Raw genomic sequence first — 16,720 nt, forward strand, 5'->3', positions numbered from 1 at the left:
TACCTTTTTAATGTTCATTTAGCAATACTTCTTGCAAAGAAACCGCAAAAGTAACATAAAGCAGTGTATTTAGTTCATGCAGGCGTTTAGCGTGATTTGGATGGACGCCAGTGATGGAAATAGCAATGCCCATGATGGATAAGGACTGGATCAATGCGTTCAATTGGTTTAAGCCATCACTATCAATATCGTCCATGGCCGTTAAATCGAAAATAACTGTTTGGCCATCCTGGCGATAGACATTGTCTAAAATACTTGGCATGACCGTTTCCATTTTCAGTTTATCAATCAAACCGAATAAGGGAATGAGCAGGCGTTGGTGATCAATCTTGATGCAAGGCGCAGACAACTCCCTGACGTTCTGGAGCAGTTCTTCAGTACGCTCTTTTTCGAGCAGTAAATCATAATTGGTTTCGTTCAGCCTTCTTCGCAAATTTGACAGTTGCTCAGACACACGGTTGTAATGCCGGTCTTTGGGCACAGCAATGGCATTCGCTGTTCCATCGCTTTGCCATTGGCAATGCACGTCCATCACCGTTGGTTCATCTGATGGCGATAAGAATGTCAACTCAATAGGGTTAATGGAACGCGCCGGATTCAAGAATTCCACAGCTTTCTGACGGCTTCCTTCTTCAAGAAGGCCGGTGAAAACAGGTGATTCCTTGAAGAGGGTGCGTGCCATCTTCGAACTCGCTAAGATGGTGAGCTCCCGGTCTAATTTGAAGATTGGCAATGGCCATTCTTCAATGTGGTGCGCTTGTGCCATAGTTCAACTCCTTTCTTGACTGAATCCAGTGCTGCAGGGTTTCTAAATTTTCCAGGACGACAGCGCCTTCCGCTTCCGCATGCGATAAATCGGCCAATGTAACAGCACGGCCGCCAATGAGGACTGTCGGTTTTGGATCAAGTGTTCCGAAAGCGTCCATATACGTTTTGACTAAAGGCAGTCGGGAAACGAGGGCAGCAGACAACCCGATAACGTCCGGCTTCAATTGTTTCGCAGCATCCAGAGCGTATACAAGCGGCAAGTTCGGGCCCATGTCGTGGACGGCCCAGCCATGTTCGCGGAAAACGCATGCCACCATTTTCAAGCCGAGGTAATGGTCTTCGCCTTCAAAGCCCATAATCATCGCTTTTCCGATTGCCTCTTTTTCTGCCTGGCTCCGGTGGTCTGTTGCAGAAATGACAAAATCACAAATTGCGGTAGCCAAATGTTCATCAGCTACACTAATAACATTTTCTTGCCATAATTGTCCGATCCGGTACATGGCAGGCGTCAATAATTCCTGGTGAAGTTCCTTCCGTGTATGTGTCTGCAAATAATGCTGAACTTTTCGCAAGGCATAATAATCATCGCCTGAAAGAAATATATCGGCAAGTTCGTCTGAAGTCACAGGTATCCTCCTTTCTAATTATCGAGAAGATGAATAGCTTCTTTAAGGGACTGAATCATAAACTCTTCTTCCTTGAGGTCAACTTTTCCAGGAAGGATCTCAATTAAGCGCTCAAAGTTATCGATAATCAAGTGGGTACCGACATTTCGGCTTTCTAAGACGGTCTGCAGCCATTTTGTATAATCTAGAAACAGACTTGTTTGTTTGAGTGAATAAGCTGTTTCCAAATGGTCAAGATGATGCATATTATCTTTTTCGGTATGGATGATGCCATTCTCCCCAAAACGTTCGACAAGTTCAGGATGAGCGGCGTATATGCTTTCTCTCGCTTCTTTAGCGATTTGTTGTTTAATTATGCTATTCATTCGGCAACAACCTCGTATTGCCGGACTTTTGGCACAATCCCGGCCAATTCCTGGTCCGGATAATTTTTTTCCATATCGTGTATTTCCTTGAATTCGGCACTTTTCACCCAAGTAAGATATGCGGCTTTGGTTTGCCACTCGAGGTGAACTGTCAATTCGTTCGGTTTTTTTGTGTTTTGAATCAGCCGGAACGAATGGAATCCTTCTGCCGAATCTACACGTCTGGAGCGGTTCCGGTAGATGGCTATTACTTCATCCACTTTTTCAAGCGGAACAACCACAGTTGACGTTACAATATACATACGATTTCCCCTTCGCCTCAAATTTCTGTGTTCATTATAACACTTCGGTCTTGGAAATAAAAAGAAAGCAGAAGATGCGTATGGAAAGAGCTGTCCTCAAAAGGGACAGCTCTTAATAATTTTCCTGGGCTTTAGTCGCCCAAGTTTGGATTTTGCGATCGATTTTCATAATATATTTTTTCCCGACCGTAATACCGAACAGGAACATCGACAACAGGAAAATTGTAAAAGGATCAAAGCGTTTGAATTCGAGAAAATTCAGGATGCCCAGAATGATATGGGGCACATAGCCAAGTCCCGTACTAATCGAAAAGGATATCAAGATCCGGATTTTCGATCTGAGCCAATAACGGGCGTAAAACATATAGAAAGTGGCGGACCAAGCTATAAGGTCGCATGTTATTAATATTGGCCATTTATGCAATAGAAGTATATCAGCGATAAAACACCACACCTTAATTTTTTTGAATCTTATTTCCTTGTATCAGTATCATTCCCGATTTAAACAAAAAGTAGTCCATTCGAAAAATTGAAAAAAATAAAGATTCAGTGTAATATAAGCGAAATGCTTGATAACCGGAGTAGTAAACGTAGATTATGCCGAAAAAAACGGCTCGCGCTGCTTGGTAGGCGATGCAGATTATACTCTTAGACTAGACAATTCAACATACAAACATAGAAGCAGGTAAACTAGTTTAAGAAGAGGGGGGAAGACAGGGGAATGTTCTGGAACTTAAAGTTTTTATTAGTTATTTTTTGGGTGGCTTCAATATTAATAGCAACATGCACAACTAATGCCCGTGCTTTTTTATTTGATCAGAGTATAAATTATGACTTTGAACCTCGTCCTGCTGTTTCAGAACTCCTCATAGTAAACGACATAGACTTTTATGATGATTTCTATTTGCTTCAAAAAGTTGGACATTTTGCTTCCTTTGGAATCTTGTATCTTTTAGTTCTGAATTGGTTAAGGAAATCGCAATTGGCTTTTATGATATGTGCGATTTTTGGGGGGATCACTGAAGTTTTACAACTGTACTTTAATCGAAATGGAAGGTTGTTTGATGCTTTTATAGATTTAGCGGGCATTTTATTTGCATTTGCTATATATCACTTCATAAGAAGCTTAAAAAGAACTGCACCTTCAGCTGAAAACAATTAATTTTATAACGATTTTGAAGCGGCTTGTCATTCAAGTCTTATTAAAAGCATGCTATCCATTCCTGCAACAGAAGCTATATAGGCAATACGCCGTCGAATCATATTTTGCCTCTTTCAAGATTGATGTCAATGCTTGACAGGCAATTGTCTATCTGGATTAAAAGGGGGTTGACTACATGGACCATTAAAGCAAAACATGCAAGCAATGAAATCAAAAGAAAATGACCCCGGTACTATACCGGAGTCATTTAAGTGCAAGAGAGCTGCTTATGAACTAACCCTTAAATGTGGCTGGTTCATTCTGTAACAATAGTGGTTTTTCTATATGTGAATACTTTAATTTTCCCTCAAGATTTTCCGTGAATCTCACCAAGAACTAATCATACATGCTCTTCTTTTTTTAGGTTTCCATAAAAGGCTTCGCCGCTAGAAGCCCCTTCCACTAACACTCCCTCTCTTTTTACTACCTTTAGAATGGTGATTAATATAATTTTCAAGTCAATAAAAAAGTTATGGTTATCCACATACCAAACATCTAACTTAAAGCGGTTTTCCCAAGACAATTCATTTCGCCCATTTACTTGTGCCCAACCTGTAATTCCCGGTTTGACATCGTGCCTTCTCATTTGTTCCGGAGAATAATGTTCCAAATATACCACTTCTAGCGGTCTTGGCCCCACTAAACTCATATCCCCTTTTAACACGTTGATTAATTCAGGGAGTTCGTCTAAGCTGGTGCTTCTTAAAAATCTTCCTAATTTAGTTAACCGGATATGATCAGGCAGAAGTTCGCCATGTTCATCTTTTTCATCTGTCATTGTTCTGAACTTATACATTAGGAATAGATTGCCTTTAAATCCTGGGCGTTGATGCTTAAAAATAACAGGGCTGCCCATATTAAAATATATTATTATTGAAAGCAAGAGGAGTAATGGAGACAAAAGAATTAAAGCTATCAAAGAACTGCCTATGTCAAAAGATTTTTTGATAAAGAATTTCATTAAATACCTCCATGAGCACATATTTTATCGGTTTCAACTTCATTAAAGTTCATCAGTTCTTCATCTTTTTCACAGTGGGTATAATAAGCTTTTATAACTTCTACAATTCGTTCCATATCCTTTTCCGAGTATCGTTGATCGCAAGGGATTGTAAGGATTTTACTGAATATAATCAGTGGATTCTCCATTTTCAATCCTCTGATGACATTTGGTACAGGCCAGTGAATAGGCGGATATATTTTGTTTTTGATTAGTTCTTTTTTTAAACGGTCTCTATTTTGAACAAAAATAACAAATCCTATAGGCGTATCCGCTGGAGTTAATTTTCCGCTAACAATATTGCTAGGGCCGAAAACGGCAGAAAGCGATTGATAAAGAAAGTTATAATTATCACGCCTTTTTTTCCTCATCTCAGCAGCATCATAAGTTTCAATAATTATTTTAGACAGGGCATCTATACTCTCTAATTGAATAATTTGATCACTCACTATTTCTTCCGTTTCTTTAAACAAATTCAAATAGATTTCTTTGAGTGATTCATTACTGGGGTCTTGAAGATATTTTTCTTTAAGGATAAAACCATACAAACGCTTTTCTATTAGCGGGTAAGAATTAAATGGAACCATAAGTTTTTCAAGTTCAGCTCTTTCATTTTCATCTTCCACTCTGAGGACAGCTCCGGACGGAACTCCCATCCATTTCCTTAAGCTCGCCAGTTCATAATGGCCCAATCCAGTTTCTTCATTAAAAATAGTATGTGTCCTATCTTCGATTATGACTTTTTCATTTTTTATGCTTCGTAAAAATTCTATTGTAGATGCTGGTTCTCTGACATTAAAAAAGTCCACTAAATAGATAGCCTGGCTTCGTCTTAGTTTCTTTTTTAAATCGTCCAAGTCGATCCTTAAATCTTTAGTCACTTCATAAAACTCCACCTTCAAGTTCAACTCTGAAAAAGGTTCATAAATACTGCCGCATAAATAATTTGGCAAGAGGAAAGAGTCTATTTTTTTTTCTTTAAGCAGGAAAGTCAAAGTTGTTTTTATTGCGGCTTGACCTGAAGAAAAAAAGAGGCTATTTAAATCGAGTGTCTTTTTCCTTTCCACATCAGCAAGCCTCATTTCAAATTCTCCACCAATTTCCATTTGTCTCCTCCACTCCTTGATGTAAAAATTTCGAGATGCCAAAGCAAGATGTCCACAAAACTCAATTTATAGGTAAAATAAATTCTTCATTTCAACAAATACAACATTAAAGAATACAGGTTAAAAGGAGGTTAAATTCAGATTTTTTTAAAATTAAAGGGAACTTTCTTTTTGAAGTGAACTAGGCCTTAATACAGTCGATTGTTTAAAAAGGGATCCAGCGAGAATCTTTTCTCTTTTAAGCCCTGTATGCTGGTCTTATTTAAGATGTGTGAGAGAAAGCCTTATAGGTAAATTATTTAAAAACGATGGTGGATGGTTACATAGGCCAATACAACAGAACGCGCAAGCAATTGATTTAAAAGAAATGGCCCCGGTACAATACCAGGGCCATCATATGAAGATGTCTTATTTTCGAACTATTTAAACTATTTAACCTACCCTTAACCTAATGACTTTAGCATAGATTTCAGGCAGGAAGCTTAAGGGGCAGAAGGGGAACCCATGAAAAGAGTCAAGGGTTCAACCACCTAAAAAATAACATGGATAATCAAAAAGTATCTCTATATCGTTTTACAGTTAGTGGGGTAAGAAATTTACTCTTTGGCTGTTAATCTTTAGAAGTTGTTATCAAGGGAGAGATTTTTCATGATTTTGTTATTGGCTTTCTTTTTTTCACAATTACCGATATCAGACCTGATTAAGGGTTTTGTATCGGTCAATGAAGTTTATGCGATATTTCTTCTTTTAATAAGTATTTTGGCTATTGCACTCTATTTGTATCGTTCGCTTTATAAAGAATGGCTTGTACTGATTTTTACTGGAGTTAGAGTACAAACTCTTCTTCTTTTTAATGGGCTTTACGTTCTGATGTTTCCGGTATTTTCAAACGGCACAGACACCGGATATTTCAATGAATTCTTATCAGCTATTTCGAGTGGGTCGATTCTAATGCTCCTCATAGCATTCGCTCTCGTGAATAGCAAGCAGTTGCTTAATCTAGATACTCAGCGTTGGAGGCCGGAAGAAAGGGAGAAATTCACATGATGATCGACAAGTTAAAAATAGCAGTAGTAGGTTTGGGGGACGCCGGATTGCCAGTCGCTATTGAATTCGGTAAGAAGTATTCGGTGATCGGTTTTGATTCGGAAACGGATCGGATTGAAGCATTGAATGAAGGGTTTGACTACATATCAGAAATGATGATAGAGGATTTAAAAAAAGTGGAGATTGATTTTAGCGATGATCCCATAAAACTTAATGATGCCGGTTTTATCATCATTGCTGTTCCAACAATTGTGAATTCAAGCAACTATCCAGATTTCGCTCAAGTATTGGAAGCCAGTAAAACTGTAGGTAAACATATGAGAAAAGGGGTGGTTGTTGTTTACGAGTCAACTTTTTATCCAGGGTTGACAGAAGAAAAATGCATCCCGGTCCTTGAAAAATATTCAGGATTGGAAGCTGGGGAAGAGTTTTTTGTCGGGTATTCACAAGAGCAAATTAAACCCTATGAAAACAAAGAAGTTTTCTCGAAAGCCAAGAGAGTAGTGGCTGGCCAAAGTAAAGAAGTGAGCGATTTTATTGCTGAAGTATATGGGAAGGTAGCCGAAGCTGGTGTGTATAAGGCGAAATCGATTCGGATTGCAGAAACTGCAAAAATTTTCGAATCTGTACAGCGCGATGTCAACTTCGCACTAATGAACGAATTGGCTCTGATTTGCCACAAACTGGAAATCGATACACAGGATGTTCTTGAAACTGTTTCGATAAAGAAGAAATTCCAGAAATTCGCACCTAGTTTAATTGGCGGCTCTTCAATAAGCAACGATCCTTACTTTTTGGCCTATAAAGGAATTGCAGCTGACCATTATCCTGTTCTTACCATGGATGCCAGGCGCATCAACGAACAAATGGGCACTGCACTTGCACAAATAATTGTAAAAAAAATCGTTGAGCAAAGTTATTCTAATGAAAAATCAAGAGTCACCGTACTCGGTTTCACGGACAAAGAAGATGAACCAAACGCCTATAATATTCAGGTTGTCGATATGATTCGGGAGCTACAGGAGTTTGGTCTTGATGTACAGGTTGCAGATCCATTGGCACATCCTGAAAAAGCAGAAAGTTTATTTGGCTTCGAACTTACTCCTCACAGTGATTTGCTTCCTGCTTCAGCTGTAATCCTGGCAGTGCCCCATATGAATTATAAAAAAGCAGGATGGCAAAAGATTGAACAACTGCTAATAAATAAAGAAGGAATAGTTTTTGATATTCATTGCGTACTCGATAAAAAAGAAAAGCCGGCAAACATTGAATTATGGCGACTATAAAATGGGGTTCAGTTCTTGCATCCACTAAATCACTGGTATAAAAAATCTATTTATTCCGCGGCCATGCTTTTCAAAGCATGGCCGTTTTTTATATTCAAAATGGCCTCATGGAATAGAAAAAGAATGATATAGTAATTATCATGTTGCAAGTATTCTAAAAAGGATGGGGAGCTAATTGGGCGATATAAATCATTTAGAAGAAACATTCAATCAAACAAACTATCAGTTGTCTGGGCACGGTAAACGGAATGCGACCGTATTGAAAGAGGCATTTGAAAATGTTGACAAAGAACTTGAGAGCGATCGATATGGGTCTGGAAAAGTCATTGAAGAGTTTCAGGAGAAAATGGCTGCTTTAACCGGAAAAGAGGCAGCTGTTTTTTTTCCAAGCGGAACGATGGCGCAGCAGATTGCTTTGCGAATCTGGTGTGATGAAAAAGCGTTGAAAAAAGTTGCGTATCATCCCTTATCCCACTTGGAAATCCATGAAGAAGACGGTTTAAAAGAATTGCACAATATCCATTCGATTTTGTTGGCGGACAAAGAACGGGTCATTAACTTAGAGGACATAACAGGGCTGGAAGAGGAAGTGGCTTGCCTATTGTTGGAGCTGCCTCAACGGGAAATTGGCGGCCAACTTCCAAGCTTTGATACATTGGAGCGGATATCTGCCTATTGCCGGGACAAGGGCATCAAGCTGCATTTGGACGGTGCACGGCTTTTAGAAGTGCTTCCGTATTACCGTAAGACTGCTGCTGAAGTTTGTGCTCTTTTTGATAGCGTCTACATTTCGTTATACAAAGGAATTGGCGGCATTGCCGGAGCTATCCTTGCTGGTGAACCGGAATTCATTACCCAAGCAAAAGTCTGGAAACGGCGCCATGGAGGCGACCTAATCAGCCTCTATCCCTACATCGTTTCAGCGGACTATTATTTTGAACAGCGAGCAGACAAAATGAAGCGCTATTATGACGAGGCAAAAGAATTGGCTGAGTTGTTCAATGGCTGCCATGGAATTTCAACCTTGCCTAAGGAACCTGTTTCCAATATGTTCCATGTTCATTTTCAGCAATCGAAAGAAGTTGTAAGTGAACTGCTTGCAGCTGTTCACCAGCAAACTAACATCGGTTTTGCAAGTTATTTGAAAGATTTAGAAGGAACAGCTTGCTCCTATGAAATCAGTATAGGCGACTTGTATGCCGCTGTGCCGAAAGAGCAACTCAAAGCGGCTTTTCAATTGCTTGATAAAGAAATGAAGCAGCAGGTTGGAATTATAAGAGGGGGATAAAACATGCCACAACAAGAGGAAAAGAAGTTTTTCGCAGTTTTTTTGCCGATGCTCGATAAGCAAAAAAGTCAGCATTTCAGGGCGGACCATTTATCATTCTTAGAAATGATGAGAAGCAGAGGGCACGTTTACGGCAATGGACGATTTGTTGATGGATCCGGCGGTCTGGTCATATATCAGGCTAGCTCATTTAGTGAGTGCGAAGCCTTTGTGAATCAAGACCCTTATGTCAAAAACGGAGCCAGGGGCTATGAAATTCATGAATGGGAGGCCGTATGGGCTTAAAATAAAAACCAGCCGCAATTGAATGCTGCGGCTGATTTTTCGATTAGAAATCGGCTGCTTCTTTTAATAGTTTATTGCGCAGGTTATCTTTTCGCTTTTCGTATTCTTTTGCATAGGCGTCAGCAGTGGAATCAGGTAAATTATTTGCTTTTAACTCTTGTTTCATCTGATTTATCAAGGCGTAAAAGAACTGGTCAGTCTGTTCTTCCAGTTTAGAGGCTGCTGCTGTGTATTTATTATAGAAATAAGGATAACTTATGGATTGGCCGGCTGCTTGTTTCTCTAGATATTCATTTTTTGCTAAACTAACCAATTTATAAAGGCGGTCCGTTGACTGTTCCTCCAGATCTTCAAATGCCGCTTCATACTGCTTCTTGAGTTGTCTGGCCATTGCTTTGCCATCTGAAGTGTTCCTTTTTTCAGCAGACGCGGCTTTTTCGTTGGCAACCGGAGTTACTTTGGCCTTTTCTTTTGAGATTTTTCCATTGTTTGATATATCAGAATCAAACTTATCTGTACCAAAAATAGGCATCCTTTCATCTGGTTCGCCCGTTGTTTCAGAAAGAGGCTTTTCCCGGCGTATCAAGTTTCCATCTTCGTCCAAAATGATTTTAGAGCCATCCGAAAGTACAATAATGTATTCTTCCTCGGCCACAACGTCAACTTCAGCATCGGCTACATCATATGTTTTAAATTCAAACAAATAAACAAGATAGCCAGCAAAACAAAAAAGAGCGACCCCTAAAAATACCCCTACTTTTTTCATATACTCATCCTCTCTGCATCAAAATGATTACCTATATAAATTAAAATGAAAACGCATTAAATTTGGTTTTGCTGACAGTAAGAAGGCATCAGCAGTGTAAGGGACGGCGGAATTAGTTTTTCAGTGCCAATAGAAAAAGAGAAAAGGTTTGTCTTTGGGAAAAGTACACTCAATAATTACTATGTAAATTTATCTGAATTGATTGAATTTTACCATAATGATAAAAATTAATCTATATAATTAGAGATATCTTAAATTTTTATTATTATTAGATTTCAACCATAAAAAAAGCGATTCCAATTGGAATCGCTTTTTTTATTCGGATGATACTAAATCAGCTACTAATATGTAGCGTTCTGGTGCATAGCCGACGAAATCGAACGGATAGCAGGTGGAAACGGTTAAGGTAGCTTTTGGTTTTGGCACAATCACTGTGCGGTCGTCTTCATCGACAATTCGCACCTGACGGACTTTGTACGTAAATTTGCCGGCAACTGTCTCCACAATGAGCAAGTCGCCTTTGCCGACTTCTCCAAGCCGGCGAAACACTGTATCCCGGTGGCCGGACAAAACAGAGTTGTCTTCCATTCCAGGCAAAACGCTTTCCGCGAAGTGGCCGACGCCTTTTTCCAGCTCTTCTTCGTCAGTACCGTGTATAATCGGCAAGGTTGCATCAAGTTTCGGAATGATCAATTCTCCAATGTTCTCTCCTTGTTCCGGCTGCTCCAAGTAGACGACTTCTTTTTTTTCTGATTCTGTCGGCTCCGTTTCAGCTGCTTGCTCTTTTTCGTCAGCCATCACCAGTTCAGTCGCTGCCTTTGCATCCGATTGGGTGGTTTTAAAAAGCAAATAACCTTTCAAGAAAGTTGCCGCATTCGTAGTGCTGAACCAAGCGCCAAATCCAATAAATGCAATTGACATGGAAAGAATAAGCAAGCGTTTAACGCGTTTGCTTCTTCCTTTTATTTCGTCTCTTTTCATCCTTACATCCCTGCAACTTTGAAACGGCGGAACAATACAATTCCGATCAAGACAAGTGCCAATCCTGCCAAAGTGTTTGCTGCATAGCCGCCAGCAGTTTTCGGCAGTTTTCCGCCTTTAACGGTAGAAGAAACCACGGGTTTTTTAGCGTCTTCGTGAATTTTTGGCTTTGCAGGTGTTTTTGCAGGCGCCTCTGAAACAACTTCTTCAATTTCTTTCAAGTCTTCGCCTGTATCAACAATAACATCCGAGTCAAACAAATCAGCAGTCAACAAAATATCGGCAAGGAATGTTCCTTGTTGATTGTAGATTTCAATCAATAAGTCAAAGCCGTTAGTTGTATCCAATGTCAGTAGAGTATCTAAAGAAATTGCTTGTTTTTCTCCCTCAGTAATCAAATAATATTGAGTAGTAACCTTAAACAGCGACTGCAATTCATTAAAAATAGATAAGATTTCAGCAATCTGTTCAGCTGTCAATTCATCTGCAGTTTCAAACTCACCAATAGCCATCATGCGCTGGGCTAATTCGGTGAGCTTGGATTTAAAGGCAGAATTTTCATAATCCAGTGTTCCTAGATGACCGCCTAAGTTATCCAACTCTTCCTCAGTCAAACCAAATGCAGAAAAAAGGCCATCAAGCATAATATCGCCATCTTCACTAAGCCACAAATAAAGAGAAATTGCTCCTTCCAATTCTTCAATGGACTGATAATTTTTATAAGAATCCCCAAAGCCGTTCAAAAACGCTTCCAGTTCTTCCACAGAACCGAACTCATAATAGTCGACAAGTTCTTGCAGGTTCTCTGGGATAATTTCAGTGAAGCTTGGATCTTTGTCAATGAAGGCCTCAATTTCCTCGATAAAGAGAAGATAATCACTGTCAAGCACATCTTGCCCTTTTTCAATGTAGCCATATTCTTCAAGGAGTTTATTTAATTCTTCACGCGCTATATCAAAATCTTTTAAAAGAGTTTGAACGGTTTCTTCTGTGATAGGAGTACCAAGTTCATCCATATATTCAACTTCTTCTAATGGCCAATCTTTGCTTTCCAAGTATTCAAGATAAGCTTGCTTTTCCCAGCCTATTTCGCTCAGGAACCTGTTGAATCTCTTATCATCTTCTTCGATTGCAAATACTGAAATCGGCATGACTCCCATTATCAGTACTGCAGCCATCAACATCGTCAAAAAATGTTTCATCCCATTTCCTCCCATATCTCATCTAAATAACAATCTTCAACAGTATAATAGAAAGGTAGGGAAAATTACATAGGTATATGGAACTTTGAATTAGAAAAATGTGTGTGTTTTATTTTCTTAGTTTCTAAAATAAAAAACACCTTTACTGACCATCTTTCTTCGTTATTTCTAAAGTTTAACGGTAAAACTAATATGAATTTTGCAGTAAAAGAATGTATACTACTGGAAAAAAGAATATATTAGTAGAGAGTATATATTTTTCAAAAAAGGGTTTTTTGGCGTTCATATAAAAAGGGTATAAGGTTGCGTAAGAAAAAAGAGGTTCTTTTCAAGTTGACATAGGTAAAAGTATATAAGTAATTTTCTTTTACTATGGATATGAATTTGAGTGCCATTAAAGTATACTGTGATAAGACAAATGGATTTTAATAATATTTTTGGAAATAATCCTATTAATCACCTATCGAATTACTGAATATTAAGGATGGCCAAAGTTAAAGTAGAGCAATTTAGACTGTTTTACAAGGAGAATGAAAATGAAAAAAACATTAATAGCCCTCTCCAGCTTGCTGGTAGTTATGCCAGCTTTCTCTGGAGTCCATACATATGCAGAAGGGCAAAGCCCTGCTGCAATTCCCGAAACAGATCAAGTAATCATACATTATGAAGAAAATGTTGTCAGTAAGTTGGCGGAATCTGAAACAGTGGCAACGCCTGGCGAAGATGCCGATCACCTGGCCACCCTGGAAGTTCCTGATAACAAGTCAATCGATATCTTTATTGAAGATTTAGAAAAACGAAAAGACGTGGAAAGCGTTGAACCGGATTATTTGGTCAAATTGGATTACGCGGCAAACGATCCGGATCTTATCGATTTTCAATATCACCATAAAACCATTGAGTCCAGTCTAGCCTGGGATGTAACGCTTGGATCGTCTGATGTAGTTGTGGCCGTAATTGACGATGGCATCGATTTGAACCATGTCGATCTAAAAAGCCAAATAGTGTCACATTATAATATGGTAGAAGGCAAGTCATTCACCAAAGGAGAACACGGGACGCATGTAGCAGGTATTATTGCCGGCGTAATGAATAATAAAACCGGAGGAGCAGGAATTGCACCGAAAACAAAAATCATGGCTATTGATGTTTTTGACGGAGACTATGCACTCATCTCTGATATTGTTGAAGGAATATATAAAGCGGTGGATTCTGGCGCTGACATTATTAACATGAGCCTAGGCAGCTATTTTCCAAGCACCGCGTTAGAGAAGGCTGTTCAATATGCATCCAGTAAAGGAGTGGTTGTAGTAGCGGCAGCAGGAAATGACGCAATAAGTGAAGCACATTACCCTTCTTCTTATAATAGTGTTATATCAGTAGCCTCCACTACTTCTGGCGATGGCCGATCCAGCTTTTCCAATTATGGATCGACTATTGACATTGCAGCACCTGGGACTGAAATTTTTTCTACTCTTCCAAACGATGGGTATGGCTGGATGAGTGGTACATCGATGGCTTCTCCGGTAGTAGCGGGGGTTGCAGCTCTTTTAAAAGCGAAAGAACCGTCCTTGAAAAATACACAGATTGCTGATCGCTTGTATTTGACCGCCAAAGACTTGGGCACAAAAGGAAAAGACACAAAATTTGGCAATGGCCGAGTAAACGCAAAAAATGCCCTAATGAATATTGATAAAACTGTCCCGGTTGTTCCATCAGTCGGTGTAGTCACGGATTCCACTACTTCCATTACAGGGAAGACTGAATTGAACGCGAAAGTGATCGCTTATGCAGGAAAAACAAAGCTTGGCGAAGCAGTAGCTAAAAATGGCAAGTATACAATGAAGATTGCCAAGCAAAAAGCGGGAACTGGAATCTCGCTCTATGCGATAGATGCTGCAAAAAATAAAAGCGCCAATAAAACGGTAACAGTGATCGATAAAACTGCACCAGGAATACCTACAGTCAATCCGGTTTCGAACAAAAGCACGACTGTAACTGGCAAAGCGGAATCGAACGCTAAAGTATACGCGTACGCAGGAAAAACAAAGCTTGGAGAAGCTGCAGCAAAAAGTGGAGCTTTCTCACTTAAAATTGCCAAGCAAAAGGCAGGGACTATCATCTCGGTATATGCAGTAGATGCAGCAAAAAACAGAAGCGGGACGAAAAATATTAAAGCGGCTGATAAAATTGCGCCGAGCGCCCCGAGTGTGAATTCGATAACAAGCAAAACAACTGCGGCTTCAGGAAAAGCGGAAAAAGGAGCTGTGATTACTGTATATAACGGCTCCAAGAAGCTTGGCCAAAGCACAGCAAGCAGTACTGGTACGTTTAAAGTGAAAATCAGCGCCCAGAAAAAAGGTGCATCTGTTAAATTTTACGCTACTGATAAAGCAGGCAATAGGAGCGGCAGTAAGACGATTGTTGTAAAATAATTTTTAACGGTTAGAAAAGCTATATGGATTTGAGGCAATTCTCGGTAGAGAATTGCCTTTTTTGTCAAGCTGTGTTCTATTTCATAGTCTGGAAAACTTTTTGAATTGACCTGCAGGTATTCATTTGAATTGTGCTTAGAAAGAGTACTTTAAGGGATTTCAGCGCTTTATATTCACTGAATATTAGAGAAATTTTTGAGTAATGCTAAACTTTATAGCACTTAGGACTAATAAAGTGTATATTAATGATATGTAAGAAAATTAAGTAAATAGTTGCTTAAACGTATTTAGCAGTATGGAAAATGCTAAATACAAGTCTAAAAACTAAAAGGTGGGTGGAAAAAATGCAAGTTAGAAAAGCTATTATTCCGGCTGCTGGACTGGGTACTCGTTTTTTGCCTGCCACAAAAGCAATGCCGAAAGAAATGCTGCCAATTGTAGACAAACCGACGATTCAGTACATAGTAGAAGAAGCGATTGCGTCGGGAATCGAAGACATCATTATCGTAACCGGTAAAGGGAAGCGCGCTATTGAGGATCATTTTGACCACGCGTACGAATTGGAAGAAACATTGCTGAAAAAAGGGAAATTGGATATGCTGGATTCCGTTGTGGAAACATCAAAAGTGGAAATTCATTATATCCGCCAAAAGCAGCCGCTTGGCCTTGGCCATGCTATCTGGTCGGCGCGCAACTTCATCGGAAACGAACCGTTTGCAGTGCTGCTCGGCGATGATATTGTCGAAAACGATGAACCATGTTTGGCGCAATTAATGAAACAATATGATAAAACCGGCAATAGCGTAATTGGGGTTAAGGAAGTGCCGGATAGCGAAACAAAACGATATGGCATTATCGATCCATTATCTACCGATGGAAAATTGATGGAAGTAAAGCGTTTTGTTGAAAAACCGGCAGAAGGCACCGCACCGTCCAATTATGCCATTATGGGCCGCTATGTGTTGACTCCGGAAATATTCGAGTTTTTGGGCGAGCATCAATTTGGAGCCGGAGGAGAAATCCAATTGACGGATGCGATTGAAAAGTTGAACGGCATTCAGCCGGTGTATGCTTATGAATTTGATGGACGCCGGTTCGATGTCGGAGAAAAGTTCGGCTTTATCGAAACGACCATCGAGTTCGCATTGCAGCGTCCGGATCTTCGAGCGCCTTTGCTGGAGTTGTTTGAACGCAAGTTGAAGGAATTGAATATGGAGAGCAAGTAAGCAGAAAACGCCAATCAGCAATAAGCTGATTGGCGTTTTGTTTTCAAGGAAAAGCAGGGTTTCTGCCGGCAGAGTCGAATGGTAATTGAAATGGGATTAGAAGGGATGATTTTAATAGAATGGCAAGGTGATGGTATGCTGGAACAATTTGATCTTATCTTCTATAGAGGTGAAACGCCAATTGCCCGGATTATCCAAAGGCTGACCAACAGCCAGTACAGCCATGTGGCTATGGTTATCGATCCGCTCCATTTAATCCAGCTCGACTGGAAAACACCAGTTTCGATTCAACATTTGGCGTACCCGATTGGCCAATATGATATTTACCGCTTGAAAGTCGCTTTAACAGAAACAGAAAAAGCGAAAGTCATATTCTTTATAAGAGAGTGGATTTCTACAGGCTATGACTGGAAGCTGATTTTTAGCCGCTTTTTTAATATTTTATTTGGAACGCCTATCATTTCATCAGTGCATCGCTATAATTGCGATGAATTGATAGTTGACGCATTCAGGTATGTGGGGGTTAACCTAATTGACTCCGATATCAAACTGACACCAGATACTTTATCTAAAAGCAGATTGCTTTATAAAGTAGATGAAAACAGCATTAGCTTCTTTACAAGCAAAATCACCTAACAAAACCGGACAAGGGGATAGACCCCTTGTCCGGTTTCCAGGCTGTCGAGAAACTCTTGTTGCTCTTTTCACTTTGCGCTCCAGGCGGACGCTTTCTTATCAGTAGTCAAGCCTTTTTCTTTTACAGAAGAGGGGAATGAGGGAAGCGTAGGCAGCGGGCTTTCCGTTCCGGCGCTCGCTTTCCGCGGGCACGGCCTTAG

The 16,720-nt window shown here is 39.8% G+C and carries 18 protein-coding genes; 8 read left to right on the forward strand and 10 right to left on the reverse strand.

The features are described 5' to 3' along the window. Positions 1–7: 7 nt before the first annotated feature. The 5 genes from FQV28_RS11950 to FQV28_RS19255 all read right to left on the reverse strand — a co-directional run bounded on the left by FQV28_RS11950 (position 8) and on the right by FQV28_RS19255 (position 2,347). On the reverse strand, positions 8–766 hold the full coding sequence (locus FQV28_RS11950; protein WP_146496728.1) for an STAS domain-containing protein: 759 nt from the start codon (positions 764–766) through the stop codon (positions 8–10). After that, on the reverse strand, positions 744–1,394 hold the full coding sequence (locus FQV28_RS11955) for a cobalamin B12-binding domain-containing protein (protein WP_146496729.1): 651 nt from the start codon (positions 1,392–1,394) through the stop codon (positions 744–746). Before FQV28_RS11955 ends, FQV28_RS11950 begins: the two co-directional genes overlap by 23 nt. A 14-nt stretch (positions 1,395–1,408) precedes the next feature. Continuing rightward, entirely contained in the window at positions 1,409–1,759 is a 351-nt protein-coding gene (locus tag FQV28_RS11960) for a hypothetical protein (protein WP_146496730.1), read from the reverse strand. Further along, on the reverse strand, positions 1,756–2,061 hold the full coding sequence (locus FQV28_RS11965; RefSeq protein WP_146496731.1) for an antibiotic biosynthesis monooxygenase family protein: 306 nt from the start codon (positions 2,059–2,061) through the stop codon (positions 1,756–1,758). The genes FQV28_RS11960 and FQV28_RS11965 overlap by 4 nt, the downstream gene beginning before the upstream one ends. A gap of 112 nt (positions 2,062–2,173) precedes the next feature. Further along, positions 2,174–2,347 carry a hypothetical protein gene (locus FQV28_RS19255; RefSeq protein WP_186763862.1) on the reverse strand — a complete coding sequence of 58 codons (174 nt, stop codon included), beginning with the start codon at positions 2,345–2,347 and terminating at the stop codon, positions 2,174–2,176. Positions 2,348–2,782: 435 nt separating this feature from the next. Here FQV28_RS19255 and FQV28_RS11970 point away from each other — a divergent pair, with 435 nt between their 5' ends. Continuing rightward, entirely contained in the window at positions 2,783–3,223 is a 441-nt protein-coding gene (locus tag FQV28_RS11970; RefSeq protein ID WP_146496732.1) for a VanZ family protein, read from the forward strand. 379 nt (positions 3,224–3,602) lie between these two features. Here FQV28_RS11970 and FQV28_RS11975 read toward each other — a convergent pair whose 3' ends face one another. Then, positions 3,603–4,223 (reverse strand): sugar transferase, encoded by a 621-nt coding sequence (locus FQV28_RS11975; protein WP_146496733.1) that lies wholly within the window; start codon positions 4,221–4,223, stop codon positions 3,603–3,605. Then, positions 4,223–5,368 (reverse strand): PLP-dependent aminotransferase family protein, encoded by a 1,146-nt coding sequence (locus FQV28_RS11980; RefSeq protein ID WP_146496734.1) that lies wholly within the window; start codon positions 5,366–5,368, stop codon positions 4,223–4,225. Before FQV28_RS11980 ends, FQV28_RS11975 begins: the two co-directional genes overlap by 1 nt. A 648-nt stretch (positions 5,369–6,016) precedes the next feature. On the opposite strand from FQV28_RS11980, the gene FQV28_RS11985 reads away from it, so the two are divergent. The 4 genes from FQV28_RS11985 (at position 6,017) to FQV28_RS12000 (ending at position 9,274) form a co-directional block, all read left to right on the forward strand. Then, positions 6,017–6,415: a hypothetical protein gene (locus tag FQV28_RS11985; RefSeq protein ID WP_146496735.1), complete on the forward strand. Its 399-nt coding sequence runs from the start codon at positions 6,017–6,019 to the stop codon at positions 6,413–6,415. Next, positions 6,415–7,701 carry a nucleotide sugar dehydrogenase gene (locus FQV28_RS11990; protein ID WP_146496758.1) on the forward strand — a complete coding sequence of 429 codons (1,287 nt, stop codon included), beginning with the start codon at positions 6,415–6,417 and terminating at the stop codon, positions 7,699–7,701. Before FQV28_RS11985 ends, FQV28_RS11990 begins: the two co-directional genes overlap by 1 nt. 175 nt (positions 7,702–7,876) lie before the next feature. Beyond that, positions 7,877–8,989 (forward strand): threonine aldolase family protein, encoded by a 1,113-nt coding sequence (locus tag FQV28_RS11995; protein WP_146496736.1) that lies wholly within the window; start codon positions 7,877–7,879, stop codon positions 8,987–8,989. 3 nt (positions 8,990–8,992) lie between these two features. Then, complete coding sequence (locus FQV28_RS12000) at positions 8,993–9,274, forward strand: YciI family protein (protein WP_146496737.1); 282 nt, start codon at positions 8,993–8,995, stop codon at positions 9,272–9,274. A gap of 43 nt (positions 9,275–9,317) precedes the next feature. On the opposite strand, the gene FQV28_RS12005 is transcribed toward FQV28_RS12000, so the two are convergent. From FQV28_RS12005 to FQV28_RS12015, 3 genes are all read right to left on the reverse strand, one after another. Next, positions 9,318–10,040 (reverse strand): hypothetical protein, encoded by a 723-nt coding sequence (locus tag FQV28_RS12005; RefSeq protein ID WP_146496738.1) that lies wholly within the window; start codon positions 10,038–10,040, stop codon positions 9,318–9,320. A 315-nt stretch (positions 10,041–10,355) separates the two neighbouring features. Beyond that, the gene (locus FQV28_RS12010) at positions 10,356–11,021 is read right to left on the reverse strand and encodes a class D sortase (protein WP_146496739.1); all 666 of its coding nucleotides are present in this window, start codon (positions 11,019–11,021) and stop codon (positions 10,356–10,358) included. Between the two features lie 2 nt (positions 11,022–11,023). Beyond that, entirely contained in the window at positions 11,024–12,223 is a 1,200-nt protein-coding gene (locus tag FQV28_RS12015; RefSeq protein WP_146496740.1) for a processed acidic surface protein, read from the reverse strand. Between the two features lie 536 nt (positions 12,224–12,759). On the opposite strand from FQV28_RS12015, the gene FQV28_RS12020 reads away from it, so the two are divergent. The 3 genes from FQV28_RS12020 (at position 12,760) to FQV28_RS12030 (ending at position 16,520) form a co-directional block, all read left to right on the forward strand. Further along, on the forward strand, positions 12,760–14,658 hold the full coding sequence (locus FQV28_RS12020) for a S8 family peptidase (RefSeq protein ID WP_186763863.1): 1,899 nt from the start codon (positions 12,760–12,762) through the stop codon (positions 14,656–14,658). A gap of 344 nt (positions 14,659–15,002) precedes the next feature. Continuing rightward, entirely contained in the window at positions 15,003–15,884 is an 882-nt protein-coding gene (gene galU, locus FQV28_RS12025; RefSeq protein WP_146496742.1) for a UTP--glucose-1-phosphate uridylyltransferase GalU, read from the forward strand. Between the two features lie 78 nt (positions 15,885–15,962). Then, positions 15,963–16,520 carry a C40 family peptidase gene (locus FQV28_RS12030; RefSeq protein ID WP_146496743.1) on the forward strand — a complete coding sequence of 186 codons (558 nt, stop codon included), beginning with the start codon at positions 15,963–15,965 and terminating at the stop codon, positions 16,518–16,520. Positions 16,521–16,720: the final 200 nt, after the last annotated feature.

The sequence above is a fragment of the Planomicrobium sp. CPCC 101079 genome, assembly GCF_007859275.1.
Classification (GTDB): Bacteria; Bacillota; Bacilli; order Bacillales_A; family Planococcaceae; genus Planococcus.